23 protein-coding genes and 2 pseudogenes are annotated in these 24,788 nt (G+C 71.2%); 15 read left to right on the forward strand and 10 right to left on the reverse strand.

Annotated features, from left to right (window positions below; genetic code table 11):
• From ACA361_RS40890 to ACA361_RS40905, 4 genes and pseudogenes are all read right to left on the reverse strand, one after another.
• Window positions 1-126 (reverse strand): annotated as a pseudogene (locus ACA361_RS40890) (IS5/IS1182 family transposase); the annotation flags it as partial.
• A 932-nt stretch (window positions 127-1,058) separates the two neighbouring features.
• Entirely contained in the window at window positions 1,059-1,706 is a 648-nt protein-coding gene (locus ACA361_RS40895; RefSeq protein WP_375020536.1) for an SMI1/KNR4 family protein, read from the reverse strand.
• A gap of 421 nt (window positions 1,707-2,127) precedes the next feature.
• Window positions 2,128-2,769, reverse strand: coding sequence for a carbonic anhydrase (locus tag ACA361_RS40900; protein WP_375020537.1), 642 nt, complete (start codon window positions 2,767-2,769; stop codon window positions 2,128-2,130).
• Window positions 2,770-3,174: 405 nt separating this feature from the next.
• Window positions 3,175-3,942 (reverse strand): carbon-nitrogen hydrolase family protein, encoded by a 768-nt coding sequence (locus tag ACA361_RS40905; protein ID WP_375020538.1) that lies wholly within the window; start codon window positions 3,940-3,942, stop codon window positions 3,175-3,177.
• Window positions 3,943-4,481: 539 nt separating this feature from the next.
• On the opposite strand from ACA361_RS40905, the gene ACA361_RS40910 reads away from it, so the two are divergent.
• Both ACA361_RS40910 and ACA361_RS40915 read left to right on the forward strand, forming a co-directional pair.
• Window positions 4,482-5,018, forward strand: coding sequence for a SigE family RNA polymerase sigma factor (locus ACA361_RS40910; RefSeq protein ID WP_375020539.1), 537 nt, complete (start codon window positions 4,482-4,484; stop codon window positions 5,016-5,018).
• Window positions 5,015-5,860: a hypothetical protein gene (locus ACA361_RS40915; RefSeq protein WP_375020540.1), complete on the forward strand. Its 846-nt coding sequence runs from the start codon at window positions 5,015-5,017 to the stop codon at window positions 5,858-5,860. Before ACA361_RS40910 ends, ACA361_RS40915 begins: the two co-directional genes overlap by 4 nt.
• A gap of 391 nt (window positions 5,861-6,251) precedes the next feature.
• Here the strand turns inward: ACA361_RS40915 and ACA361_RS40920 are convergent, their stop codons facing one another.
• Window positions 6,252-6,929 (reverse strand): TetR family transcriptional regulator, encoded by a 678-nt coding sequence (locus ACA361_RS40920; RefSeq protein ID WP_375020541.1) that lies wholly within the window; start codon window positions 6,927-6,929, stop codon window positions 6,252-6,254.
• A gap of 79 nt (window positions 6,930-7,008) precedes the next feature.
• Here ACA361_RS40920 and ACA361_RS40925 point away from each other — a divergent pair, with 79 nt between their 5' ends.
• The 3 genes from ACA361_RS40925 to ACA361_RS40935 all read left to right on the forward strand — a co-directional run bounded on the left by ACA361_RS40925 (window position 7,009) and on the right by ACA361_RS40935 (window position 9,270).
• The gene (locus tag ACA361_RS40925) at window positions 7,009-7,308 is read left to right on the forward strand and encodes a hypothetical protein (protein ID WP_375020542.1); all 300 of its coding nucleotides are present in this window, start codon (window positions 7,009-7,011) and stop codon (window positions 7,306-7,308) included.
• An 84-nt stretch (window positions 7,309-7,392) separates the two neighbouring features.
• Entirely contained in the window at window positions 7,393-7,821 is a 429-nt protein-coding gene (locus ACA361_RS40930) for a hypothetical protein (RefSeq protein WP_375020543.1), read from the forward strand.
• Window positions 7,822-8,271: 450 nt separating this feature from the next.
• Window positions 8,272-9,270, forward strand: coding sequence for a LysR family transcriptional regulator (locus ACA361_RS40935; protein ID WP_375020544.1), 999 nt, complete (start codon window positions 8,272-8,274; stop codon window positions 9,268-9,270).
• 193 nt (window positions 9,271-9,463) lie between these two features.
• Here the strand turns inward: ACA361_RS40935 and ACA361_RS40940 are convergent, their stop codons facing one another.
• From ACA361_RS40940 to ACA361_RS40955, 4 genes are all read right to left on the reverse strand, one after another.
• Window positions 9,464-10,057 carry a hypothetical protein gene (locus tag ACA361_RS40940; RefSeq protein ID WP_375020545.1) on the reverse strand — a complete coding sequence of 198 codons (594 nt, stop codon included), beginning with the start codon at window positions 10,055-10,057 and terminating at the stop codon, window positions 9,464-9,466.
• 347 nt (window positions 10,058-10,404) lie between these two features.
• On the reverse strand, window positions 10,405-11,646 hold the full coding sequence (locus ACA361_RS40945) for an RNA polymerase sigma factor (RefSeq protein WP_375020546.1): 1,242 nt from the start codon (window positions 11,644-11,646) through the stop codon (window positions 10,405-10,407).
• 8 nt (window positions 11,647-11,654) lie between these two features.
• Entirely contained in the window at window positions 11,655-11,993 is a 339-nt protein-coding gene (locus tag ACA361_RS40950; RefSeq protein ID WP_375020547.1) for a YciI family protein, read from the reverse strand.
• Between the two features lie 44 nt (window positions 11,994-12,037).
• Window positions 12,038-12,451: a VOC family protein gene (locus tag ACA361_RS40955; RefSeq protein ID WP_375020548.1), complete on the reverse strand. Its 414-nt coding sequence runs from the start codon at window positions 12,449-12,451 to the stop codon at window positions 12,038-12,040.
• A gap of 630 nt (window positions 12,452-13,081) precedes the next feature.
• Between ACA361_RS40955 and ACA361_RS40960 the strand changes: the two are divergent.
• From ACA361_RS40960 to ACA361_RS40995, 8 genes and pseudogenes are all read left to right on the forward strand, one after another.
• Window positions 13,082-13,533, forward strand: a pseudogene (locus ACA361_RS40960) (FAD-dependent monooxygenase); the annotation flags it as partial.
• Window positions 13,534-13,831: 298 nt separating this feature from the next.
• Entirely contained in the window at window positions 13,832-15,637 is a 1,806-nt protein-coding gene (locus tag ACA361_RS40965) for a tryptophan-rich sensory protein (RefSeq protein WP_375020584.1), read from the forward strand.
• A 399-nt stretch (window positions 15,638-16,036) separates the two neighbouring features.
• Window positions 16,037-16,309 carry a hypothetical protein gene (locus tag ACA361_RS40970; RefSeq protein WP_375020549.1) on the forward strand — a complete coding sequence of 91 codons (273 nt, stop codon included), beginning with the start codon at window positions 16,037-16,039 and terminating at the stop codon, window positions 16,307-16,309.
• A 221-nt stretch (window positions 16,310-16,530) separates the two neighbouring features.
• On the forward strand, window positions 16,531-16,956 hold the full coding sequence (locus ACA361_RS40975) for an STAS domain-containing protein (protein ID WP_375020550.1): 426 nt from the start codon (window positions 16,531-16,533) through the stop codon (window positions 16,954-16,956).
• Between the two features lie 98 nt (window positions 16,957-17,054).
• On the forward strand, window positions 17,055-17,519 hold the full coding sequence (locus tag ACA361_RS40980) for a hypothetical protein (protein ID WP_375020551.1): 465 nt from the start codon (window positions 17,055-17,057) through the stop codon (window positions 17,517-17,519).
• 397 nt (window positions 17,520-17,916) lie between these two features.
• Entirely contained in the window at window positions 17,917-18,177 is a 261-nt protein-coding gene (locus ACA361_RS40985) for a hypothetical protein (RefSeq protein ID WP_375020552.1), read from the forward strand.
• Window positions 18,178-18,182: 5 nt separating this feature from the next.
• On the forward strand, window positions 18,183-18,611 hold the full coding sequence (locus tag ACA361_RS40990) for an STAS domain-containing protein (protein WP_375020553.1): 429 nt from the start codon (window positions 18,183-18,185) through the stop codon (window positions 18,609-18,611).
• 121 nt (window positions 18,612-18,732) lie between these two features.
• Window positions 18,733-19,932 carry a N(5)-(carboxyethyl)ornithine synthase gene (locus ACA361_RS40995; RefSeq protein WP_375020554.1) on the forward strand — a complete coding sequence of 400 codons (1,200 nt, stop codon included), beginning with the start codon at window positions 18,733-18,735 and terminating at the stop codon, window positions 19,930-19,932.
• Between the two features lie 159 nt (window positions 19,933-20,091).
• On the opposite strand, the gene ACA361_RS41000 is transcribed toward ACA361_RS40995, so the two are convergent.
• The gene (locus tag ACA361_RS41000; RefSeq protein ID WP_375020555.1) at window positions 20,092-21,711 is read right to left on the reverse strand and encodes a PucR family transcriptional regulator; all 1,620 of its coding nucleotides are present in this window, start codon (window positions 21,709-21,711) and stop codon (window positions 20,092-20,094) included.
• Window positions 21,712-21,821: 110 nt separating this feature from the next.
• On the opposite strand from ACA361_RS41000, the gene ACA361_RS41005 reads away from it, so the two are divergent.
• Both ACA361_RS41005 and ACA361_RS41010 read left to right on the forward strand, forming a co-directional pair.
• Entirely contained in the window at window positions 21,822-23,336 is a 1,515-nt protein-coding gene (locus tag ACA361_RS41005) for a CoA-acylating methylmalonate-semialdehyde dehydrogenase (RefSeq protein ID WP_375020556.1), read from the forward strand.
• Window positions 23,337-23,352: 16 nt separating this feature from the next.
• A complete protein-coding gene (locus ACA361_RS41010; RefSeq protein WP_375020557.1) occupies window positions 23,353-24,777 on the forward strand; it encodes an aspartate aminotransferase family protein in 1,425 nt (474 codons plus the stop codon).
• The last annotated feature ends 11 nt before the right edge of the window (window positions 24,778-24,788 follow it).

The raw sequence follows: 24,788 nt of genomic DNA on the forward strand, positions 1-24,788 counted from the left end.
CGCCAGCACCTCACGATCACCGTGCCGACGCCGGCCGCCACCTTGCGGCCGCGTCGGTGCAGGTGGCACCACCCGCTGGAACAACTCCCACAACTCCTCGGGCACCAACCGCTCGACCATCTCCACGGCCGCAGGCTACAGCTCATCCGCCAAATGAGATGGCGTCTAAGTCCTCACTGATATCGGCCACCTCCCGGCGGACGGGCGCACCGCCATACAGCGGTCCGGTACGGACGTAGCCTCATATTGCCGGAGCCGACGGCCGTCGCAACAGGCTGATCCCGCCACAGACTAGAAGAAGCGGCTTGGAAGACAACTGGAGCCCCTGGGTGTCGCTGAATCTCATCAGCACGGCACTTCGACGGTCACGGTGCTTCTCGAACTAATCGACAAACGTTGCCGCTACACGTGGACACAACCACGGATTGCTATTCCAGGTCGGGGTGACCACCTGCCCGGCTTCGTCGATGCACCACGCGTGCTCGAATGCCTGCGGATCGTCCGCCGGGTCGGCGAAGCCCTCGACATACCGCAGGCCAGGAAACTTCGCCGCGACCTTGGCCGCGGTGGCGTAACACGCCTTGTCGGGGCCGCGCAGCCGCCGAAGCTCCCGAGGCAGCGGCGCGGGCCGGCATCAGATGCCCCGGTCCAACACCAACTCAGCGACCGAGCCGTACCCGCGAACCGTGCTTCTGCCGCGCCAACTCCGCCCATGACAGCAGCCGGCACCCGAGACGTTCCTCGGCCGCGGCCGGCTCCTTCCCGATGATCACAACCACGTCTCACCCGAGATCACCAGTTCGAGAACAGGTGCTCAGTGAAGCGGCGACCGCACTGCGTCGCTTGAAAACGGCCGAGGTGGACCGCGGCATCGGCACCTCGACAGTCCCCGCCCATATGTAAAAGGACTCGCGGGCCAGCCGGGAGCTGGCCCCGTAACAGGGCCAGCGCGCGGATCTCGTCAGGGGGAGCCGTTGGACGCCGCCAGCGGGCGCCCATGGCCCGGGAGCCTCTCAGGATGTCGGCATCGTGACGCGAACCGATGCCCAGATCTCGACTCAGCGGCACATGGAGTCAATGAGATCGGAGAAATGCGGAAACTCCGCTTGCGCCGCCGCCACGATCTGCGCCGCGGGACGGCGCCTCCCCGGCGCGTACCGCTCCGCGATGGCCTGGAAGGCGGCGTTCGGCTCGGTCCTGCGCTCGGGGTTCGCGAACGCCTCTCCGGGGCCGAAGCCGTCGGCGAACAACCAGAGCAGGTCACCCAGATCGCGGGAGATCAGTCCGCGTTCGCCCTCGGAGCCGAGGTAGACGACCGGCTGGTCGGTGATCGGAGCGCCGGGTCGGACCAGCCAGAACCCGGCGTAGTCCCCGGAGCCTGTGGAACCGAAAAAGCGAAATTCACCGCCATCCGCTTCGTCGTTTCCTGTCCAGAGGCGGAACCACCACGCGGTCCTCTCCGGTGCCTCGAAGCTTACGTACGGCTCGAAATCACAGCCGCGAGCCTCGTCGGTCTCTTCGTCCCATTCCCATTCGAAGCCGATCTCGACCACTTCGGCCAGGGCGGGCGGCAGGGCAAGACCTTCAGGTGCCTCCATCATGCCGAGGAGACTAGACCATTCCGCAAAAGGCATCGCGATACGGCCGCCGTTCATCATCTCCACTGCGGCGGGGTGGGCGCCGACCTGAGGATCGCCAGCGCCCACGATCCGCCGTTTCTTCTCGCTGCCTCGTGCCCTCGTGGAACGGACGGCTCAGGCTCGGCCGGGTTTCGTGCAGGGCGAGGAAGCGAACGCTCATTGCGCCGCCGCCCATGCCGCGTGAGAGTGGCGGCGCCGACCGGCTCGACAGGCACTCCAGGTAAGTGGGGGACCTGTCGGCGGGAAAGGGCCGCTCGCCGGTGCCGAGGATCGTGGGGAGGCCAGGAGCCGTGCCGAGCCCTGCGATCGTCCGGCCGCTCGCGGCAGGGGCGGCGACCGCGCCGTTCACGCTCGGGCAACAGCGGCCTGGTCGGTTCCCATGGCTCATCGCTCACCGACCAGGCCGCTCATGTGCTCGACTCACACCACCAGCAGACACACCACAGGACACCCGGCGTCCAACGTCCCTCTCGTGAGAAAGGTCGCCCTATCGTGCGGGGGCGGCGGTGCGGCTCAGTCCGTGGGAGGTGACCAGTTGGGCGCTGCCGTCGGTCAGGCGGTAGGACAGGCCGGCCACCGCCAGGCGGCCGTCGGCGACCCGCTCGGCCATGACCCGGGAGCGCTCCAGCAGCAGGTCGGTGGTGTGAGCGATGTGCTGGTGGAGGATCTCCTGTTCGGTTCGCCGGCCGGCGGCCCGGGCGGTCAGCACGCTGGGCGTCACCCGCTCGACGACGTCCCGGACGAAGCCGGCCGGGACCTGACCCCCGTCGGCGGCGGCCTGGGCGGCCGCGATGGCCCCGCAGGAGTCGTGGCCCAGGACCACGACCAGCGGGCAGTCCAGCACGCTCACCCCGTACTCGATGCTGCCGAGCACCTCGGAGCCGGCCACGTGCCCGGCGGTGCGCACCACGAACAGGTCGCCCAGCCCCTGGTCGAAGATGATCTCGGCGGCCAGCCGGGAGTCCGAGCACCCGAACAGCACCGCGAAGGGCCGCTGTGCCGGAACGGTCTCGGTACGGCGGGCGGCGTCCTGGTTGGGATGCCGGGGCGATCCGGTAACGAACCGCTGGTTACCGGACAGCAGCATCTCCAGAGCGTCATCGGGCGTGTGCGTAGCGATCTCCGTCATGGCCGCAGGGTACGGCCTGGCCGAACAGCAACATGCGGCCGGGGCCACAGGAAGCGGCCTTACGCCGAGCACATCTTGGGGGGCGCTTGCCCTGCCGGCTCCAGCTTCCGGAAATGCCCGGCTAACTCTGGCCGGACCTGCTCGGCTCCGATCCCCGCGCCGCAAGTTCCCCGCTTGGTCATGCGCGCGGTGAGCGCTCCATGGCGGACTGGCCACGCCCGCGTTCACGAGCCGCAGGCACGCTCCGCCGATTCACCGGGGCGATTATGTCCAGTGGCGGGACCCGCGCGCTCGGGCCGTCATCACGGCTTCCATGACCTGGGACGAGTCGATCTGGGAAGGGTCTGCGAGGATCCTTGAACGAGACGGATGAGGCCCGCGCGGAAGGACCGTCCCAGGTCGGCTCTACGGAGTGAAGATCGTCCGCGCCAGGTCGTCGGGAGCCGCGCTCGCCTCGGCGAGAAGCTCGCCTTCGGCCGACCAGATCGCCGAACGGCCGGACGTGCGGTCGAAGCCGCCACCAGTGGGACCTGCGAAGGCCGCCGTGGCGACCCACACGCCGTGTTCGGCGGCGACCCGGCGGGCACGCTCGCTGAGGACTCCGCTCTCGTCGTCGGAATGGACGACTCCGGCGACATATCCGTCGATGCCGAGGGCGGCGGTCTTGGCGGCGTGTTCCGGGACACCGGTATCGCGGCAGACGGCGAGCCCCAGCCGCCAGCCGTCCACCTCGAGCACGGCGGGCTCGCCGGGCACGAAGCGCCCGATCTCGCTGCCGTGCAGATGCACCTTCGCGTAGGCCACGCGCGCGCCGTCACCATCGACTGCCAGGACGCCGATGTGGGGACCCGGTACGGGCGCGCCGACCAGCGCGAGCGCTCCGGTCTCGGCGCACGCCGCGACGATCGGGGCCAGCCGCTCGTCGTCGGGGGCGACCGGCGCAGCGTCCAGTTCGTAGCCCGTCAGCGACATCTCGGGGAACACCACCACTCGCGCGGCCGCCGCTCGCACGGCCTGCGCGTGGGCCACTGCGTTGGCTGCCACATCGTGCGGCGCGCATCTCGGCTGCACCACCGCAACGCTCAATGCCTGCCGCACCCCGGCCTCCCATGGTTCGCCGCCGCCCAAGATCACCTTACTGCGAAACGGCCGGCGAGGCGTCTCACCGCCCACCAGCCCTGAACTTCCGGAGGAGCCGGTTCGAGTGCGGGATGTGGGAGCGCCTCTCCGAGCAGTTCAGCCGCTGACCTCGGCCGACGCGTGACCGGGTCGCCGCGCATCGGGACCGGCAGGCCATGCGGGCCGACGAGATGCAGGGCCCGAGGACGAGATCAGCGAATCCGTCGGCGTCCTCGCCGCCGCGATCGTGCCGTTCGTGGCGCTCGGCTTGCTGTTCGTGACCTCTTGGCTGGACGTCTCTGCGGACGCGCACGGCAGGACCCTGTGGGGGCCGGTCACGCGGGGGCAGGAGCAGGACGCCCGCTCACAAGGAGCGGACTGAGCGTGCCGGCACCTTTGCACTCTGGCATCTACCTGAGCCACAGGATCTACCGCCGAATCCCGTATCGATCCTCCTCGAAGGCCGACCTGCTCGTCCCGGGGAGTGGCAAGATCGTGTGGCCAGAATCGCCGCGACCTTCTGGAACGCGCCGGACGCGAATTTCCCGGCACCGCCTGCCACCCATCGGAGGTGCCCGTGGCGTTCGATTCGCGTGAGTGAACCGACGCAGGAATCCGCGTACGTCGCGTTCGCGGCGGCCGCGTGGAAACGCCACTACGGCCTTGCCATGCTGCTGACCGGCGACCCGCACCGCGCTGAGGAGCTGCTCCAGGACTGCCTGGTGAAGCTCTACGTCCGGTGGCGCCGAGTCTCGGGCGGTGACCCGGACGCCTACCTGAAACGGATGCTGGCCAACGGCAACGTGAGCTGGTGGCGGAGGAGGCGGCGCGAGCTGCTGACCGCCGTCCCCGAACGCCACGACGGCCGCAGCAGCCTTCCGCCCGAAGCCGACGACGAGCTGCGCCGCGCGCTGCTCGCCCTGCCCGGCCGGCAGCGCGCCGTCGTCGTGCTGCGCCACTACGCCGACCTGACGGACACGGCGGTGGCCGACCTCCTCGGCTGTTCCGTCGGCACCGTCAAGAAGGCGCATCACAGGGCGATGCAGCGCCTCCGAACCCAGCTCGCCCCGCCCGACCCCGGCCCGGCCCCGGCCGTCCCCCGCCCGCACTCCCAGGAGATCGCACGATGACCATGAACCGGCTGCCCGAGGCACTGCACGACCTGAGCGAGCGGCACCCCGTCCCGGACGCGCCGACCGACACGCTGGTGCGCCGCGGGCGCCGGGCCCGCCTCCGGCGCCGCGCGACCATCAGCGGGATCGGGACGGGCACGGCCGCCGTGGCCCTGGCCGCCGCCCTCGCCATGGGGAACACGGTCGCGCCCGACGACCCGTCCGTCCCTGCCGGACCGGGCACGGCCGTGACCCTGGCCTCCGCGACCGAGGCGACGGCCCGAACCACCTTCCAGGTGAAGATGACATGGACGCTCGCCCAGAGGGGGCACAAGAGCCATGGGGAGGTGTACGTCGGCGCCTTCGACGCCGCGAACCGGCGCGGCCACCTGCGCGGCCCGCACCCCCGGATGCAGTGGCGCTTCGTCGGCGGCGAGACGTACCTCTCCCGTGGCGAGGACCACTGGCAGAGGCGCGACAGCGGCCTGGCGAGTTTCACCCGGGGGACCACCGGTCCGCAGGAGTTCGCCGCCGACCCCGGACGGGTGCTGCGCATGTTCGGCTCCCTCGGGACGGTCACGTCCGAGGGACGCTCGGGCACCGGCGCGGCGGCGGTCGAGACCTACGCCTTCACCCACGCCGCCCGCCCGGCCGAGGGGTCGCCGGCGGGCACCCGGGTCACCGGGACGATCACCATCGGGCTCGCGTCGAGGAAGGTCGAGAAGATCGTCCAGAGCACGGTGATCCGCAGCCAGGACCCGTCCGTGGAACGCGGGGGCCCGGTGCGCTTCACCTCCGTCATGGAGTTCTCCCGCTTCGGAACGCCCGTCCAGGTCACCCGCCCCGCCGTGGGGAGGTGAGGACGCCCCGAAGCCGCCAGGGGCCGCGGCCACGCGATGCGCGACGTCTCGCGTGGCCGCACGGCCGCCGGACCGGCAGTCCGTCCGGCCCCAGCTGTAGCCGCCGCGGCCGCCAAGGTCTCATCGGCCTGCTGGCGTACGGGCTGAACGCCTGGTTGCCAGAGATCTGCGGCGAGCGGGGCGCGGCCTGCTGCTGCTCTTGCTGTACGCCCGACGCGGTGACCGGCCTGGTCGGCGGAGGGTTCGCCCTGGCGGCGGGCGCAAGGCGTCCGCCCCGCCCGGGCGTTCGTCCCTTCCTCCCACCTAGCGGGGGAGGCCGCCGGTGCGAGTCCTTCCATGCACACCGCCCTGCACAGTGCCGCATCGGTCGCCGACCGCGTGCTGGACGCGTTCAGCCTGCCTCGACCTGTCCCGGCGGCCGACGACCCTTCCCGGTGAGGTAGGCGACGACGGCTTCGCCGGTCATCTGGCGGTGGCGGGTGCGGTGCTGGGGGGCGGTGAGGTCGCGGCCGAACAGGGCGCCGAAGGTGTGCTGGTTGGAGATGCGGAAGACGCACAGGGCGCTGATCATCATGTGCACGTCGACGGCGTCGGCGTCGGTGACGAAGTCGCCGCGGGCGCGGCCGGTGTCCAGGATCTGGGAGATGAGCCCGGTGATCGGCCCGCCGAGGTTGGTCAGGATCTCGGATTTGCGCAGGTGTTCGGCGTGGTGGATGTTCTCGATGCTGACCAGCTTGATGAAGTCGGGGTGGGCGTCGTGGTGGTCGAAGGTCAGCTCGGCCAGCGTGCGGATCGCCTCCACCGGGGCCAGGTGCTCCACGTCGATGGCCGACTCGGCCGCCCTGACCTCGGAGTAGACCTTCTCCAGGACGGCGATGTAGAGCTTCTCCTTGGCACCGAAGTAGTAGTAGATCATCCGCTTGGTGGTGCGCATCAGCGCGGCCATCTCGTCCACCCGCGCACCGGCGTAGCCGTGCCGGGCGAACTCCCGCTGCGCCACCTCCAGGATCTCGGCCCGGGTACGGCCGGCATCGCGGCGGCGCCCGTTGGAGGCGGGAGACGGCGACATGTGACTCCTGGAGGAGGCGGCGGGACGACGTCCCATCCTAGGAGGACCGCGACCTGCCGCCCTCCGCACGACCGCCCCGGTGGTTGTGCTGGACGCCGAGGCGAACGGGGGCGCCACATGGCTTCAGCAGCTCAATCGTCCGCCGCGTGACGGCCGGCGTCTGACCGGGCATGTCCATCTCCTCAGCGACCTGCCGGACCGGCCGTCCGGCCTCGACCAGATCCAGCGATCACCCGGCTGCCCGCGGACTCGGCCGCCGATCCCGCAGTCATCGCGCGGATCGCCAGGTCGCTTCCACGGGGACGGCGTGACGCCTCCGCTGCGGCGGTCAGCCGAAGACGGGCTCGACGATGCCGGCTACTTCGACTGCCGCTTCTGACCTGGGGTGAAGCCGGACTGAAGCCCGGGTGAAGACACCGTTGTGTTCGCTTAGGGCTCCAGCACGTGGCAGAAAGGAACCGACATGCGTACCTGGCAGAAGGCGTCGAAGCTCGCGGCCGTGGTCACGGTGGCCGGAGGGCTCGCGTTGACCGGAACCTCGGCGGCGGTCGCCGGCGAGACCCTGGCCCAGAAGAGGATCGGCCAGTGTGGCACCGGGGTGTTCCTCGACGGCATCCGGGCCATCTCGGTCAGCGAGAGCGGCCGGGACGAGGTGTACATCACGAGCAACGGCACCAAGATCTGGCCGGTGACGGGCGCCTACGTGTCGATGGCCGCGGGCCAGCGGGTCGAGGTCGACAAGTGCGTCCCCAGCAACGCCCAGATTCGCATCTGGGACGAGGACACGGCCGACTGGGACGACGACCTCGGCGGCTTCAAGGTCCAGGGCGAGGTGACCCGCAACTACGAGCCCGTGGGCGCCGGCCACTACCGGATCGGGGCCATCGCCTGATCAGCCCTCCTACACGGCACCGCTTCCGGCCATTCCTCACATCGGCCGGAGGCGGTGCCGTGCACTTCGGAGACGCCCGAGACAGGTCTACGCGCGCGCGTGACGGAACGCGCGCCATGGCTCCCGCGCGAAACCCTGTGCCCTTGGCCATGGCCTGTTCGATCAGGTCCATCGCACGGATATCCGGTCTTCACCGGCGCCGTCAGGTAGCGCGCTGCCCAGCGGCCGCAGTCCGACCGCGGCCAGGACGTGGCCTTCGACAGGCCGTCGTGGGAGCGGTTCAGCTCCTCCAACGTCTGTTCGACGATGCCGTTCCAGGTCGGCAGTTCGTGCTCTTGAACGGCGTCCTCCGTGCTGTGCGCCTGTCTCGGTTTTCGTCCGCCCGGAGAGCGACGATCAATGCGCGCTTGTGCAAGGATCGTGAAGCCACACTTAACGACGGGGGCGTTCATGCTGGAGCGACACGAGCTGGAGGCGTTCCTCACGCTGGCCGAGGAGCTGCACTTCGGGCGTACGGCCGAGCGGCTGCACGTGTCCACCGCCCGCATCAGCCAGACCATCGCCAAGCTGGAACGCCGGGCGAACGTGCCGCTGTTCGACCGCACCAGCAGGCGGGTGGAGCTGACGGCGGTGGGGCAGCGGCTGTACGAGGAGGTCCGCCCGGCGTGGAACCAGATCACCGCCGCGTTCGAGCAGGCGATCGACACCGGCCGCGGCATGACCGGGACGCTCCGCATCGCCTTCGTCGCCGCGGCCAGCGGGCAGCTGCTCGTCCGGGCCGCCGACCTGTTCCGCGAGCGCCACCCTCACTGCGACGTCCAGCTCCGCGAGGCACAGATCATCGACCTCATGCCGTGGCTGCGCGGCGGCGAGATCGACATCGTCCTCGGCGCGCTTCCGGTCGATGAGCCCGGCATCGCCACCGGCCCGGTGCTGCTGTCCGAGCCGCGCCTGCTCGCCGTCTCCACCACCCACCCCTTCGCCCGCCGCGAGTCGGTGAGCATGGAGGACCTGGCGAGGGTCAGGCTCATCCAGCTGCCGGACAACCTTCCCGTCACCATGCTCGAGGACCGCACCCCGCGCACCACCCCCGCCGGACGCCCGATCGAACCCGGCCCGATGGCCGCCACGATCAACGAGGTGCTCACGCTCGTCGGTGCCGGGCGCGGCGCCTTCACCATCGGCGCGCAGGCCACGCGCTACTACACGCGCCCGGACGTCGTCTACGTGCCGTTCAGCGACGCGCCGCCGCTGCGCTGGAGCCTGCACTGGCGGACGGACAACGCCACGGCCAGCGTGCGCGCCTTCGTCCAGGCCGCCCACACCGTCACCGGCCAGCGGCCGGATCCCCGGCCACCAGGTTCGAGAACGGGCATACCCCCGGTCCGTGAGGCCCCGGAACCAGTCCGGGACGAGTGGTCGCGGCGGCCCGCTTCGGACTCAACGTAAAGCCGTTTCCGTCGGCTCGGCGGGTGGGTGTGGGAAACGGCTGGGCGTTAGAGGCTGCGTTCGATCCCCCTGCGGGATTGAAGACGGCCTGTGAGCTTGAAATTCAACCCCCGCCGCCGGCACCGCCCGGCCCGGGGCGGCGGGCTCGGGCGGTGCCGGCTGTCGCGGCCGGGCGAGTGCCGGCAACGGCGTATCAGTTGTTTCCCCTCGGGCAGAAGCCGTTCCGGGTGGCGCTGGCGCGCCGGCCGGCGGCGTCGGTGACGGTGGCCGTGACCGAGGTGATCTGGTACGGGAAGCACGAACCGGTGACGCGGGCGTAGTTCTGGCCAGGGTAGGTGGTCACCGGGCCCTGCCCGCCGTTGGTGCTGACCGTGACCTGTTCGGGGTCGGTGCCTCCGCTCCAGTGGAAGTCGCAGCGGAAGGGGGCGGTGACGGTGCCGTACGCGGAACAGTTGAACGCGGTGACCGTCGGCGGTGGGCTGGGGCACGTGATTCGCGTGTCTCCCACGCTGGGATTGAGGTCGTCGGCGAGGCGGAGCGTCAACCCGATCACCAACGTCTGGCCGGGTTCGCAGCTCACCAGGATCTGCCGGATGTCGTCGAACCGAGGAAGGGGGTCGTCATCCTTCGTCCATTCGATGGACTCGACCGGCCGATTGTCGAATTCCGCGGGGACGGCGCACACGACATCGGGCGTGCCGGTCGATGCCGGTCTACACACGGGGGCGGACGCGTGGGCGGCGCCTGCTCCGGCCAGCAGAACTCCGAGCACCGCGGTCAGCAGCACGAAGACGGCGCCCAATCGTGGTCGCATCTGATCTCCTTCTCAGGTAGACGCTGATCGGTGAGTGGCCCGCGCGGACTACTCAGGTAATTCGCGCACGGAGGTCCTGCAGATGACCGGTTCCGTGACGAAGGCCCGATCCAAGGGAGGCGACCCGCTGCCCGCGGTTGAGGCGGCTCAGCGCGTCCGCCGGATCCCGCCGGATCCCCTGGGCGGCCACCCGGCCCGCCACTGCCTCATCGGACGAACCCGCCGCGGAGTGGTGGCTTCGGCGGATTTGCGGGTCTCTGAGGCGACCGCCTCGACCGCGGGTGAAGGAAACCTTTCGGACCGGCTTTGGGTGCGGTGGGCTAGTCCCAGGCGAGCCGCTGGTGTAGCAGGTTCTGCTGGGCGGGGTTGGTGGTGAGGGCCAGGGCGCGCTGGTCGGCGGCGCGGGCGGTGCCGGGCCGGCCGAGGGCGCGCAGGAGTTCGGCGCGGGTGGCGTGGAACAGCGGGTAGTGCTCCAGGGCCTTGCGGTCGGTGCCGGGGAGGTTGTCCAGGTCGTTCAGGGCGTTGCGGGGGCCGCCGCGTTCGCCGGGGTGGTGGTGCAGGGCGATGGCGCGGTGCAGCCGGTGTACCGGGGACGGGGCCAGAGCCAGCAGCATGTCGTACAGGACGACGATCTGGGGCCAGTCGGTGTCGGCCCAGGTGGGGGCCTCTGCGTGGCAGGCGACGATGGCGGCCTGGAGCTGGTACGGGCCGGGCCGGCGCGACTTCGCGGCGCGTTCGATCAGGCGGGTCGCCTCGGTGATGGCCGCATGATCCCAGCGGCCGCGGTCCTGGTCACGGAGGAGGATCAGGCCGCCGGCGGGGTCGAAGCGGGCGGTGGTGCGGGCCTGGTGCAGGCGGATGAGGGCGAGGAGGCCGAGGACCTCGGGTTGCTTGGGCATCAGCCAGGCCAGCTGGGCGGCCAGCCATTCGGCGTCGTCGGCCAGGTGGGCGGCGTGGGGGCGGTCGCCGGTGGTGGTGAGGTAGCCCTCGTTGAACAGCAGGTAGATGACCGCGAGGGCCTGGGCGAGCCGGTCGGGCAGTTCGGTGTCGGAGGGGATGCGGTACGGGATCCCGGCTTGGGTGATCTTTCGTTTGGCGCGGGTGATGCGCCGGCTCACGGTGGCCTCGGGGACCAGGAACGCCGCGGCGATCTGGGCGGTGGTCAGCCCGCACACGGTCCGCAGCGTCAGCGCGATCTGCGCGGTGCGGGGCAGGGCGGGGTGGCAGCAGGTGAAGACGAGTTTCAGCCGGTCGTCGGGCTCGGCCGGTACGGGGCCGGTGAGCTGGGCGAGTTTGTCGCGGTAGACGGCCTGGCGGCGGAGCAGGTCGATGCCGCGGCGGCGGGCGGTGGTCAGCAGCCAGGCGTCGGGATGGTCCGGGACGCCCTCGTCCGGCCAGCGCCGCAGCGCGGTCTCGATGGCGTCCTGGACGAGGTCCTCGGCGGCGGCGAAGTCGCCCAGCACCCGTACCAGGCATGCGGTGAGCCGGCCCGCGTGCTCGCGCACCACGCGGGCCAGCTCGGCGTCCACCTGTTCGCGCAGGGGGTCGTGCGGCGGGGGCATCGGTCCGGTCAGGTGATCGGGCGGATCTCGACGATCGGGCAGGCCGGCCAGGTGCGGGCGATGGCCATCGCCTCGTCCAGGTCGGCGACCTCGATCTCGGCGTAGCCGGAGACCACCTCCTTGCCTTCCACGAACGGCCCGTCGGTGACGATGGCGTCCCCGCCGGTCAGCCGCAACGTGGTGGCGGTCTCGGCCGGCCGCAGGTGGGCGTGGTGGGTGATCTGGGCGGCGTGTTCGGTGAACCAGCGGCCGACCGCCTCGAACGCCTCCTGCCGCTGCGTCTCGTTCATCGCCTCCAGCTCGCGCGCGAACTCCTCGGTCTCGACGAACATCAGCACGTACTTCATGCTTCCTTCCCTTCCCAGGTGATCGGTGTGTTTCTCGCGGGCGGTCACTGGTCGGTGGACGGTTCGGGCAGCGGGCAGTACAGGTCGATGCCGTTGCCGTCGGGGTCGGTCACGGTGGCGTACCGCATCCCCCAGAAGGCGTCCCAGGGCTGCTGGACGCCGGTGTGCCCGGCGGCGGTGAGCTCGGCGTACTTGGCGTCGACGTCGGCGGGGGCGGCGAACTGGAAGGCCAGGAAGTTGCGCGGGTCCCCGGTGGGGCGGGTCCAGCCGGCGGTGTGGGCGGAGGCGCGGAACTTCTCGGTGTCCAGCATCAGGTGCAGCCCGTTCGGCAGGTCGCAGCCGGCGTGGTCGGGGTAGGCGGGGTCGACGGTGAAGTCCAGGCCGAGCCGGGCGTAGAAGTCGATGGCGGCCCGCAGGTCGGCGACCACGATGTCGATGCTGTTCAGGTTCGGGTTCACGGAGATCGGCTCCTTCTGGTTCGTCGGGGTGGGCCTTCACTCCCCAGACGAACGGGACGGCCCCCGATCCGACATCGCCCCGCACCTATCGTGTGAGCGTTGCGGAGACCGGGCGCTCAGTGGTCCAGCGGGCGGCCGGCAGGCCGGCATCCTCGTCCAGGCCGCCCGATCCTCCTCGCCCTCGCGCTTTGGAGTGGCCGCTGCTGGCGGGCGTCCTGCCCGCGATCGCGCTGGGATCGGCACCGGTGTTCTCCTCCATCATCGCCTTCGGCCTCACCAAGGCGCTGACGAACGTCGTTGTACGGGCCGTCCGGAGCCCGGTCGGCGCGGGGGCCTGGCCGCGGTCCAGGTGGGCATGCCGTCACCACCGATCTGGCTTCCGAGGGCTTCGCTCCGGTGATGGACGGGTGGAACGGCGCGGCGACGGCGGACTCGTCACCCTGACGGCGCGGTCGCCATCTCCGGTGACCACCGTGGGGCGGGATCTGCTGAGTTTCGAGCTCGCCGGCCCGCCCAAAAGCCGAGGGACAACTGGGCTCATGGCCCAAATCGGTGGCTCTCCTCCAGTCCTTTACTGATGAGGCGATCTCGGGAGCCTGCTCTCGATCCGGGACGGAGGGGATCAGGATCATGCTGAGCGATGATGCGGGGACCGACGCCGACGTCGTGGTCGTCGGGTGCGGTCCGGTCGGGCAACTGACCGCCGTCCTGCTCGGGTCGCGGGGGTGGCGTGTCGTCGTCGTGGAGCGGTGGCCCGAGCCGTACCCGCTCCCGCGTGCCGTGACGTTCGATCACGAGGCCGCCCGGCTGCTGGCCGCCGCGGGCCTGGGACATCGGCTCGCAGAGATCAGCGAGGCGGCCCGCGAGTACGAGTGGCGCAACGCCGCGGGGCAGGTGCTGCTGCGGTTCGAGTGGGAACGGCCGGGAATCTCCGGATGGCCCCGGTCGAGCATGTTCTCCCAGCCGCGGTTGGAGGCGCTGCTGTCGGAGCGGATGGCCCAGGTCGACGGGACGTCATCAGCGCCTCGTACGTGGTCGGCTGCGACGGAGCCAACAGCACGGTACGGCGGCACATGGCGACGGCGGTCACCGACCTGGGCTTCCGCTACGACTGGCTGATCGTCGATGTCGTCCCGGACCCTGGAAGGACGTGGACGCCGTCGAATCTCCAGATCTGCGACCCGCTGCGCCCGACCACGGTGGTCTCCGGGGGACCGGGGCGGCGCCGGTTCGAGTTCATGCGGCTGCCGCACGAGACCACGGAGTGGCTCGATCGGGCCGAGACGGCCTGGTCCCTGATCGAGCCGTGGGGGCTGACGCCGTCCAACGCGGTCCTGGAACGGCACGCGGTCTACACCTTCCAGGCCCGGTGGGCCCAACCTGGCCTGGAAACTCGACCTCGTCCTCGCCCGCAGGGCCGTGCCCGAACTCCTGGACTCCTACACGGTCGAACGCTCCGCGCACGTCCAGCAGGCGATCCGCACCTCCGTCGAACTGGGCAAGGTGATCTGCGTCCTGGACCGTGCGGCGGCGGCCGAGCGCGATCAGGCGATGGGAGCCGCGGCGGGCGGGACCGTCGTGGACACCGTTCCCGACGCCGCGCTGACCGCGGGTGTCCTGCGGCGCGGCCCCGGCGGGACGCCCGTCCCTGCGGCAGGGGAGCTCAGCCCGCAGGGGCATGTCACATGGAACGGGGCCGCCGGACCGTTCGACCAGGTGGTCGGGACCGGCTTCGTGATCGCCGCGCTGTTCGACCCGGCGGAGGCGCTCACGGAGGATCACCTCGCGTTCGGTGCGGCGATCGGTGCCCGGCTGGTCCGGCTGGCCGCCCCCGGAGAGCCGGTTCCGGGCGCGGTGACCGACTCCGACGGGGTCTACCACGCGCTGCTGAACGGAACCGGCCGGACCGCCGTCATCATCCGGCCCGACTTCGACACCGATCGCGCGTTCACCGAGGACACCGAGCACATCCGCGTCCTGCTGTGCGGCACCGGCTCGCCGGAGACCAGCGCCGCCCGCGCCCAGGCGTGCACCCTCGTCGCCGCGGGCGGCAGGATGTTCCTGTTCGACGCCGGCGAGGGCACCACCAGGTCGCTCGCCGAGTCCAAGGTCCCCGTCGCCCGGCTGGAGCGGGTGTTCCTCACCCACTTCCATTCCGACCACTTCAACGGGCTCGCCACCCTCGTCAACGCGACCTGGATCTGGGGCCGCACGACTCCGCTGCCCGTCTGGGGCCCGGCCGGCCTCGACAAGGTCGTCGGCGGCCTCAACTCCGCCTACGCGCTCGATCACGAATACCGCAAGGCGAACATGCGCGGCCTGGAGGCCACCGGCGCGGCGGCCGACGCCGTTCCCACCGAGATCGAGTTCCCCGGCGGCGCGCGGTCCGCCCGCGTCTACGACGAGGGGGGCGTCACCATCGACGCCCGTCTCGTCGCCCACGACCCTGTCGCCCCCGCCGTCGGCTACGTGCTCACCTACCAGGGCAAGAAGGTCTTCATCAGCGGCGATACCGAGGTCAGCTCAGTCGACCTCCCCGCCATGCAGGACGCCGATCTCGTCGTCCACGAGGCTTACGCCACCCACCTCGTCCGCCGCGCCATCCCGCACATGCGGGACCTCGGCCGAACGCACGACGCCGAGGTCGCCGAACGCACCATCCGCTACCACGCCGACACCGTGGGGTGCAGAGCCTGCTTGAGCGGGCAGGCATCCGCCATGAGAGCAACGCTGCTGCGCACCGGCCTGGCGGTCACCGCCACCGCCGTCGTCGGGGCTCTGGCCGTCGACACCGATTCGGACTGGTACCGGGGACTCCGCAAGCCGTCCTGGCAACCGCCGCCGGCGTCGTTCGGCCTGGTGTGGACGCCGCTGTACGCGCTGGTGGCCTACGCCGGCGCGCGAGCGCTCACCCGCTGCGATGACGATCAGCGCGCGGCGATGCGCCGAGCCCTGGCGGGCGACCTCGTCCTCAACGCCGCCTGGCCGGTGCTGTTCTTCCGTGGCCACTCTCCCCGCCTGGCCCTGGCCGACATCCTCGCTCTCAACACCGCCAACGCGCTGGTCATCCGCCGGGCTCTGGCGGCGGACCGCAGGGCGGCCCTGCTGCTGGCGCCGTACGCGGGCTGGACGGTCTTCGCCACCGCGCTCACGGCCTCCATCGCCCGGCACGACCGTGACGCCTGAGCGCCCGATCCGGTGACCTCGCTCTCCAGCGGTGGACGGCGACTTGGTCACCGCACCGCCCGCCATTCGACCTCGTTGATCGCGACGGCCGCGCTCTCAGCGACCCGGCCACGGTGCCCGCATCGTTGATTTCGACGGCGCTGCTGCTGTCGTCGAACGAGGCGGCGAGATCGGTGAGTTCGCGGTTGCGGTACCCGATCGCGCCGGCTTATCCCATGAGCAATAGTCATTCTCGGGTGGGAAGGGAAGTGAAGAAATATCGCATCAGACTCGAAGTTCGCTCACGATTTTTTATCGAAATCGCAGAATATCGAGTAGGATGGAACCATCCGGCAACGACGACATCCCCGTCCCGAGGTTGACCCGCCACACCGGCTCACCCCGACAAGGGGGATGTTCATGCCGATCCTCGTTCATGTTCTTCGGTCCGACCGGCCCGGAGTCGCTCAGAGCGACTCGGATTCCTGGACGGACCAGATCTGGCCCGCTGTGATCGCGGTGACCACGCTGGCGGTGTTCGCCGTCTTCCTGATCCAGACCGGCCCGATGCTGGCGCTGCTCATGGCGCTGGCCACGCTGGTGGCCGCTACGGTTTTGGTCACGCTGGTGACCGGCACCGTCTGGCTCACCCGGCTCCGCCGTCTCGTCCGGCGTCTTCTGGGACACCGCTGATCCGGCCTCCCTGTCCTTATCGCGTTCGTCCCCGCGCCGCCGAACGGCGACCCTGGGGAAGGGGACCTGCCCCATGCGCGCCATCACCGAACGCGGAACGACGATCAGCCTCACGCCGCCCTCGGTTCCCCAGCTGCGCTGCGGAGGCCCGCGCCGGCCCGTCATGCCCCGCCCCCCGAGTCCGCGACCGCCGGGACCGCCCACAGCGATCGGAGATCGCCATGACCCCCATCACCGCTCCCTCGCTCCGGTATGCCGGACACGACGGGTTCACCGCCGTTCGCCGTGCCGGGGCCCACTCCAAGAACGGCAGGGCCGCGCGGCAGCGCTCCGGCCATACCGTCGTGGCTCTGCGCGGCGACCTCGACATCGCCTCGGCTCCCGCGCTACGCCGCCGACTGCTCGGCACGCTGCGGCACAGTGGCGGGTTGCTGATCCTCGACCTGAGCGGGGTCACCTTCTGCGACGTCGCCGGCCTGGCCGTCCTGGTCGGCACCCAACGCCGTGCCACCGGACTCGGCATCTCCCTGCACCTGTCCGATCCGCCGCCGCAGCTGGAGAAGCTCCTGCGTATCAGCGGCCTGGAGGGCTTTCTCACCGTTCGCCACTCCGCCCCCGAACCTCGGCCCGCCGGCCTGGCCACATGAGCGCCTGAACGCCGGGCACACCACCGGTAAGGCGAATACCCGTGTCCGGTCGGGCCCGCCGAGCGAGCCGTCCGGGCCTGACTCGTACTGGAGAAGCCGTGACAGCCGTGTCCTCCCACGACCACGCTGACGGCGCCGCGCCCGCTGCGCTGCGCACCGGCCGGTGGCGGCTGCCGCCGCCGGCGGGGGCTCGGCGGGCCGCCCATGCCCGCCGAACCGTTCATGCCGCGCTGCGACGATGGGGACTGGGGCCGGCGGCGGACACCCTCGCCCAGCGGGTGGTCGCACTGGTCCAGGAGATGACCGCCCGGCCCGCCGCCCGCAGGTACGGCCCGATCGACCTGCACCTGGAACTGCGCCCGACGGACCGCCTGCTGCTCGCGGAGATCCGTGGCGCCGCCCCCGCCCTGCCTGAATCCGCCGACCGCCCGCCCGCCATCGGAGACGGCCGGAGCATCATCGCCCTCACCTACGGGCACCGTCCCGCACGGAACGGCATCGCCACCTGGTACACCCACGCCTTCACCTGGCAACGGCCGGGCGCCGACACCGCCGACCACTGACCCCGTTCCAGGCGCCCCCGGGCCCGCCGGACTGCATCACCGCGGCTGAGCGCTTGCCCGCCGCCGGCCGGGTCGCCCCTGGTGGACGCGGCACCGGCCGGACGGCTACTGGCACGTGCTGGTGGCCGCTCCACACCTGGCGCTGAGCCGGGTCTGCCGGTCGTCCCCGGCGGCTTCCCGTCCCTGTCCCGGATGCTGCGGGGAGACCTTCAGCGGTACGTCGGCGAGCACGCCTTGGGCGACGCTCTCACCGCCAAATAGTGGAAAATCAGCGGGTTCCGTTAATGAATTCGCCTATTTTATAAAAAACAGGTAGGCTTACGGTATTCCGGCAATGGCGATTCGCTCATTTGAGGCTGTCTCGTCGCACCGGCTCACCCCCGGAAAGGGGGACGCCATGCCGACCTCGCATCGCGCGCGACAGCCCGTCCGCCCCGGCACGGACCACACCGTTCAGGTGTCCGGCATGTCTCGACTGTTTCCGGCCTCGATCGCTGCGGCGGCGTTCATCGTGTTCGCCCTGTCCGCGGCGGTGGCCTCACCGATCCTCGCGTTGATCATGGCTCTGGCCACGGCCGCGGTCGGCGGGCTCGGAGGTGCCTGGTTCTTCCGAACCGGCCGGAGCCCCCGCTCGCCCGAAGATCGGACGTCTTCATGACCACCATGCACACCCGTCGACCGAGCGGTCACGCCGCGACGCCCACCGCCGTGGTCCTCCGCCACACCGACCACACGCTGGTCGAGGTACGAGGGGAACTCGACACGGCCACCGCGCCGGCGCTGCGGGAGGCGTTGTTCCGCGCGCTCCGTCCCGGTACGGGGCCGCTGATCCTGGACCTGTCCGGACTGTCGTTCTGTGACGCCGCCGGGCTGTCGGTGCTGGTCGATGCCCGGCTCCGTGCCGACGCCCGCGGCATCGTCATGCTGCTGGCCGCTCCGGGCCCCCGGCTCCGTGCCCTGCTCCGCGTCACCGGCCTGGACCGCGGCCTGCCGCTCCACCGGACGGTGGCCGACGCGCGCGCCCAGTCCCCGGCTCCCGGCGCGACCCGCGGACGGCCCCGTGCGGCGTTCTCCGCGCTCGTCACCTGTTGAGCCCGCCATCGGCGCACAACCGCCGCGGGCACGCGGTACGTAAGCGCCCGGACTCCGCCCCTCCGCCCGGCGGGACGCCCAGCCGGGCGGGCGCGGGATCCCCTGCGGATCGGCGGCCTGCATGTCCTCGCTGAAGCTCGGCGTCCTGGGACGATCGGGCAAGGAGAACGAACGCCGACTCCCGATCCACCCGCGGCATCTGGAGCGGATCGCCCCCGCCCTGCGCTCGCGCATCCATCTCGAACGCGGGTACGGCGAGGGCTTCGGCGTCCCGGACGAGCGGCTGGCGCCCCAGGTCGCCGGGATGCTCTCCCGCGACGAGATCATCGCTCACTGCGACGTCGTCCTGCTGCTCAAACCACAGCCGGAAGATCTCAAGGGACTGCGCCCGGGCCAGACCCTGTGGGGCTGGCCGCACTGCGTGCAGGACCGGGAGATCACTCAGCACGCCGTCGATCAGCGGCTGACGCTGATCGCGTTCGAGGCGATGCACCACTGGTCGTCCAAGGGCGGATTCGTCCTGCACGTCTTCCACAAGAACAACGAGCTCGCCGGCTACTGCTCGGTGCTGCACGCGCTGTCCCTGACAGGCGCGACCGGCGTCTACGGCCGCCGCCGCCGCGCCGCCGTCATCAGTTTCGGGGCGACCGCGCGCGGCGCGGTCACGGCCCTCAACGCGCACGGTGTCCACGACGTGCACGTCCTGACCCATCGGAGGGTCGGTGCGGTCGCCGCGCCGATCCACTCGGCCCGCATCGTCCATTTCGACCATGACACCGAAGACCCGACCCGCACCCGGACGCTCACCGAGGGCGGTCCGGTGCCGACGGCCGCCTTCCTCGCCGAGCACGACATCATCGTCAACTGCGTACTGCAGGACACCGGCGCCCCGTTGACGTTCGCCGGCACCGCGGACCTGCCGGCGTTCGCGCCCGGCACGCTGATCGTCGACGTCTCCTGCGACGCGGGGATGGGCTTCGGCTGGGCACGGCCGACCTCCTTCACCGACCCCATGTTCACGGTGGGCGACCAGGTCCACTACTACGGCGTCGACCACAGTCCGTCCTACCTGTGGGAATCGGCCACCTGGGAGATCAGCGAGGCGCTGCTCCCGCACCTGGGCACCGTCCTCGCCGGAGCACGGGCATGGGACGCCGACCCGACGATCCGCCGGGCCATCGAGATCCGCGACGGTGTCATCCAGAACCCGGCCGTCCTCTCCTTCCAGAACCGCTCGCCGCACTACCCGCACACCGGCCGGACCGGGCCGGCTCGCGGACCCGACGGCGATCCACCTGCCGGAGTCGCTCAGCGAGGCTGACGCCCGGACGGGGACCTCCGGCAGCGATCAAGCCTTCCGCGGGACGGCTCACCGGCCGACCCGAAGGTCACCCCGTACGTACGGCCGCGTCGCATCCCCCGGACACCGCGCCCCCGATCCGTATCCCGCCGGCGGCCGAGGACGGCGGGACGCCGCAGGTCAGGCGGAGGGGCGGTGGTCCCGCTGCAACTCGTCGGCGACCAGCGCCACGTGCAGCGACACTCGTACGTCCGGATCGTCGAGTCGTACGCCGAGCACTGATTCGATCTTCGCCAGCCGCGCGTAGAAGGTCGGGCGGGAGAGGTGGAGGGCGGCCGCGGCGTCGGACTTGCTCCCGGGGTGGTTCATCAGTGCGCGCAGGACGCGGACGAGGTCTTCGCCGTGTTCCTCGTCGTGCGCGTACAGGGCGTCGAGTTCGCGGGACACGAACAGGCACAGCCGGTCGTCGCCGGCGAGCAGCGCGAGGAGTCCGCGCAGGTGGACGTCAGCGAGCCGGTGGACGATGGGGCCGTCGTCCTCCTCCCGCACCGCGTCGACGACCTGGCGGGCCTCGCGCAGGGTCCGGTCGATGCGGGCGGTGGCGTCGACCGGGCGGCCGGCGCCGATCACGACGCGGTGCCGGGCGGCGATCCGCTCGGCCAGCCGGTCGACGATCGTGTCCGCCGGGGCGTCCGGCGGGAGGGACAGCACCGCGCGCACGTCCTGGTTCATCTCGCTGACCAGCGCGGCGACGTCCTGTTCGTGGAGGGCGTGGACGGTGGCGGCGAGGACGTCCTCCAGCCCGGAGCGAACGGTGGGCTTCTGCACGCCGGTCCCGTGCAGGTCCGCCGTGCGCGGCCGTACGGAGAGCCCGACGAAGCGCCGCCTGGTGAGGGGAAGGCCGGCGAGCTCGCAGCGGCGAAGGATGTCGGGGACGGTCGGATCGGTCAGCAAGCCGGTCAGCAGCTCGTGATGCGCGCGCCGCACCAGGCTGTCGCGGACGCGGTCGTGCAGGAGGTGCATGGCGAGCGTGGCGGCGGCCCGCTCGGCGATGGTCATCAGCGTGGGTGTCGCCGGTTCGGGGGAGTGGACGACCAGCCGGCCCCAGTCCCGGCCGGGCGCGCCGAGCCTGGTGATCAGCCAGCCGTTGGCGGCGTCCCAGTGCGTGCGGCCGGAAGGGCGTGCGCGGCGCGATCGGGCGGTCCAGTCCCTGAGGAAGTCGGTCATGTTCCCGGGGCCCGGTACGTAGTCGAGGACCTGGTGCCGCTCGCTTTCCAGCACCACGGCCGCGCCGGAGAGCCGCTGTACGGCGGCGAGCACCTCGCGCGGGCCGGCCTCGCTGAGACCGAGGGCGGTGAACGTCTCGTGCACCCGTTCGGCGTCGCGCAGCTCGGCCATCCGCTCGTCGACGATGCGTTCGCCCACCGCCTGGATGATCGTGGCGAAGCTCGCCTCCCGGTGCAGGATCAGCAGCGGAAGCCCGAGCGTGCCGCAGGCGCCGGTCAGTTCGGCGGGCACGGTGTCGTTCCACCGGCGGCCGAGTTCGATCATCAGTCCGGCCGCGTCGGCCGCGGCCAGGCTGCGGGCGAAGTCGGCCAGCGCCCGGGTGCCGTCCGGCAGGGCGATGCCGGTGGTGAGGAGGAGGTCGCCGCTTCGCAGCAGCGGCGCGATGTCGGGAAGTTCGGTGGCGTGCACCCAGCGCACGCCGCGGTCGAGGTGGTCGCCGGCGGCGACGACTTCGGGCGCGGCGGCGCGGACGGCGGGCACGGCCAGGACGTCCCGCAGGGTCAGTTCGGCCATGGCGGCCATGAGTTTACGGATTGTCGTGCTCCAGCCGAATCTGAGACGTTCTGTCGGCCTTGATGGCCGGTGGAGGGCGGCACGCTTGGGCTCTCAGCCGAAGGAGGGCGATGACCAGCGTGATCACCCATTGGGCCGACGGCGCGCCGTACGCGGGCACTTCCACCCGCGTCGCCGACGTCACCGACCCCGCCACCGGACGTGTCAGCGGCGCCGTGGCCCTGGCCTCGGAGCAGGACGCCGGCCACGTGATCGCCTCCGCCGCGAGCGCGGCGGAGGGATGGCGGTCGGCGACACTGGCGAAGCGGACCCGGATCGTCTTCCGCTTCCGTGAACTGCTCAACGCCCGCAAGGACGAACTCGCCTCGATCATCACCGCCGAGCACGGCAAGGTGCACTCCGACGCCGTCGGCGAGGTGTCCCGCGGGCAGGAGGTCGTCGAGTTCGCCTGCGGTATCGCCCACCTGCTCAAGGGGGCGGAATCGCGGAACGTCTCCACGGGCGTCGACGTGCACGGCGTCCGCCAGCCGCTGGGCGTGGCAGGGATCGTCAGCCCGTTCAACTTCCCGGCGATGGTGCCCATGTGGTTCTTCCCCATCGCCATTGCCGCGGGCAACACGGTGGTGCTCAAGCCGAGCGAGAAGGATCCGTCGGCGGCGCTGTGGCTGGCGCGCCTGTGGAAAGAGGCCGGCCTGCCCGACGGCGTCTTCAACGTGCTGCAAGGCGACAAGGTGGCCGTCGATGCCTTGCTGGCCCACCCGGACGTGGCCGCGATCAGCTTCGTCGGCTCGACACCCGTCGCCGAACACGTCTACGCGGAGGCGTCGCGCCGGGGCAAGCGCGTGCAGGCCCTGGGCGGTGCCAAGAACCACATGCTCGTGCTGCCCGACGCCGACCTCGACCTCGCGGCCGACGCCGCGGTGAGCGCCGGGTACGGCAGTGCCGGCGAACGGTGCATGGCCATCAGCGTCCTGGTCGCCGTGGAGCCCGTCGCCGACGAGCTGGTGGCCAGGGTCGCCGAGCGGACCCGCTCGCTCCTCGTCGGCGACGGCGCCGCCGGCCAGGACCGGGAAGCCGACATGGGGCCGCTCATCACCGAGGCGCACCGGGACCGGGTCGCCTCGTTCATCGCCTCCGGCCAGGCCGCCGGCGCGAGACTGGTGGTCGACGGACGTGATGCCGCGGTCCGCGGCGAGGACGGCGGGTTCTGGCTCGGGCCGACGCTCTTCGACCACGTGACGCCCGACATGGAGATCTACCGCGAGGAGATCTTCGGGCCGGTGCTGTGCGTCGTGCGCGCCGCGTCGTACGAGGAGGCGCTGCGGCTCGTCAACGCCAACCCCTACGGCAACGGCACGGCGATCTTCACCAACGACGGCGGGGCGGCGCGCCGCTTCGAGCAGGACGTCCAGGTGGGCATGGTCGGCGTCAACGTCGCGGTCCCGGTGCCCGTGGCGTACCACTCGTTCGGCGGCTGGAAGCGCTCCCTGTTCGGAGACACCCACGCCCACGGCGTCGAAGGCGTCCACTTCTTCACCCGGAGCAAGGTCGTCACCACCCGGTGGATCGATCCGGCCGACCGGCCGGCCGGCGGCCTCGACCTCGGTTTTCCGCGCAACGACTGACAAGGACGTGACTCCCGTGATCGGTGATCCTCTTCTCGCGACGGATGAGCAGTTCTCCGGCCGGGCCGACCGCTGGCAGGCGGCGGCCCGCGACCACCTGTGGCTGCATTTCAGCCGGATGGGCGCCTACGAGGCGGCCGAGATACCGGTGATCGTCCGGGGCGAGGGGCCCTACCTGTACGACGCGCGGGGCAGGCGGTACCTCGACGGCCTGTCCGGCCTGTTCGTCTCGCAACTCGGCCACGGCCGCGCCGAGCTGGCCGAGGCGGCCATGAGGCAGGCGCGGGACCTGGCGTACATGCCGCTGTGGTCCTACGCCCATCCGGCCGCCATCGAACTCGCCGAGCGGGTGGCCTCGTACGCGCCCGGGGACCTGAACCGGGTGTTCTTCACCTCCGGCGGTTCGGAGGCGGTGGAGTCGGCGTGGAAGCTGGCCAAGAACTACTTCAAGATCGTCGGCAGGCCCCTCAAGCACAAAGTGATCAGCCGCCGGATCGCCTATCACGGCACCACCCAAGGCGCGCTGTCGGTCACCGGCCTGCCCGCCCTCAAGCAGCAGTTCGAGCCGCTGGTGCCGGCCGCCTTCCGGGTGCCGAACACCAACATCTACCGTGCCGGCGAGATCACCGGTGGGCTGCTGGACGGCTCGGACCCGGAGGCGTTCGGCCGCTGGGCCGCCGGCCAGATCGCCGTGGCGATCGAGAACGAGGGCCCGGACACGGTCGCCGCGGTCTTCCTCGAACCGGTGCAGAACTCCGGCGGCTGCTTCCCGCCGCCTCCGGGCTACTTCCGGCGGGTGCGCGAGATCTGCGACGAGTACGAGGTCCTGCTGGTCTCCGACGAGGTCATCTGCGCCTTCGGGCGCCTCGGCCACATGTTCGCCGCCGAACGGTACGGCTACCAGCCCGACATCATCACCTGCGCCAAGGGCATCACCTCCGGCTACGCCCCGCTGGGCGCCATGATCGCGAGCGACCGGATCGCCGAGCCGTTCCAGCACGGCACCGAGTCCTTCGCCCACGGCTACACCTTCGGCGGCCACCCGGTCGCCGCCGCCGTCGCGCTGCGCAACCTGCAGATCTTCGAGGACGAGCAGGTCCTCGCGCACGTGCGCCGCACCGAGGGCGCGTTCCGCTCGACCCTGGAACGGCTGCTCGACCTGCCCATCGTCGGCGACGTGCGCGGCGACGGCTACTTCTACGGCATCGAACTGGTCAAGGACAAGGCCACCAGGGAGACGTTCACCGCGCCCGAGTCCGAACGGCTCCTGCGCGGGTTCCTCTCGGCAGCCCTGCTCGACGCCGGTCTGTACTGCCGCGCCGACGACCGGGGCGACCCGGTCGTCCAGCTCGCGCCGCCGCTCGTCTGCGGCCAGGCGCACTTCGACGAGATGGAACAGACCTTGCGTTCCGCGCTCACCCAGGCCGCCGAGCGTCTCTGAACCAGCGAAAG

The organism is Actinomadura sp. 21ATH, from assembly GCF_041951345.1.
Taxonomy (GTDB): domain Bacteria; phylum Actinomycetota; class Actinomycetes; order Streptosporangiales; family Streptosporangiaceae; genus Spirillospora.

Coding starts and splice junctions, on each gene's coding strand:
- ACA361_RS40900 (WP_375020537.1), bottom strand. CDS start 2,769: ATGACGGAGATCGCTACGCACACGCCCGATGACGCTCTGGAGATGCTG.
- ACA361_RS40915 (WP_375020540.1), top strand. CDS start 5,015: ATGACCATGAACCGGCTGCCCGAGGCACTGCACGACCTGAGCGAGCGG.
- ACA361_RS40920 (WP_375020541.1), bottom strand. CDS start 6,929: ATGTCGCCGTCTCCCGCCTCCAACGGGCGCCGCCGCGATGCCGGCCGT.
- ACA361_RS40930 (WP_375020543.1), top strand. CDS start 7,393: ATGCGTACCTGGCAGAAGGCGTCGAAGCTCGCGGCCGTGGTCACGGTG.
- ACA361_RS40935 (WP_375020544.1), top strand. CDS start 8,272: ATGCTGGAGCGACACGAGCTGGAGGCGTTCCTCACGCTGGCCGAGGAG.
- ACA361_RS40945 (WP_375020546.1), bottom strand. CDS start 11,646: ATGCCCCCGCCGCACGACCCCCTGCGCGAACAGGTGGACGCCGAGCTG.
- ACA361_RS40950 (WP_375020547.1), bottom strand. CDS start 11,993: ATGAAGTACGTGCTGATGTTCGTCGAGACCGAGGAGTTCGCGCGCGAG.
- ACA361_RS40970 (WP_375020549.1), top strand. CDS start 16,037: ATGCCGATCCTCGTTCATGTTCTTCGGTCCGACCGGCCCGGAGTCGCT.
- ACA361_RS40975 (WP_375020550.1), top strand. CDS start 16,531: ATGACCCCCATCACCGCTCCCTCGCTCCGGTATGCCGGACACGACGGG.
- ACA361_RS40985 (WP_375020552.1), top strand. CDS start 17,917: ATGCCGACCTCGCATCGCGCGCGACAGCCCGTCCGCCCCGGCACGGAC.
- ACA361_RS40990 (WP_375020553.1), top strand. CDS start 18,183: ATGCACACCCGTCGACCGAGCGGTCACGCCGCGACGCCCACCGCCGTG.
- ACA361_RS40995 (WP_375020554.1), top strand. CDS start 18,733: ATGTCCTCGCTGAAGCTCGGCGTCCTGGGACGATCGGGCAAGGAGAAC.
- ACA361_RS41000 (WP_375020555.1), bottom strand. CDS start 21,711: ATGGCCGAACTGACCCTGCGGGACGTCCTGGCCGTGCCCGCCGTCCGC.
- ACA361_RS41005 (WP_375020556.1), top strand. CDS start 21,822: ATGACCAGCGTGATCACCCATTGGGCCGACGGCGCGCCGTACGCGGGC.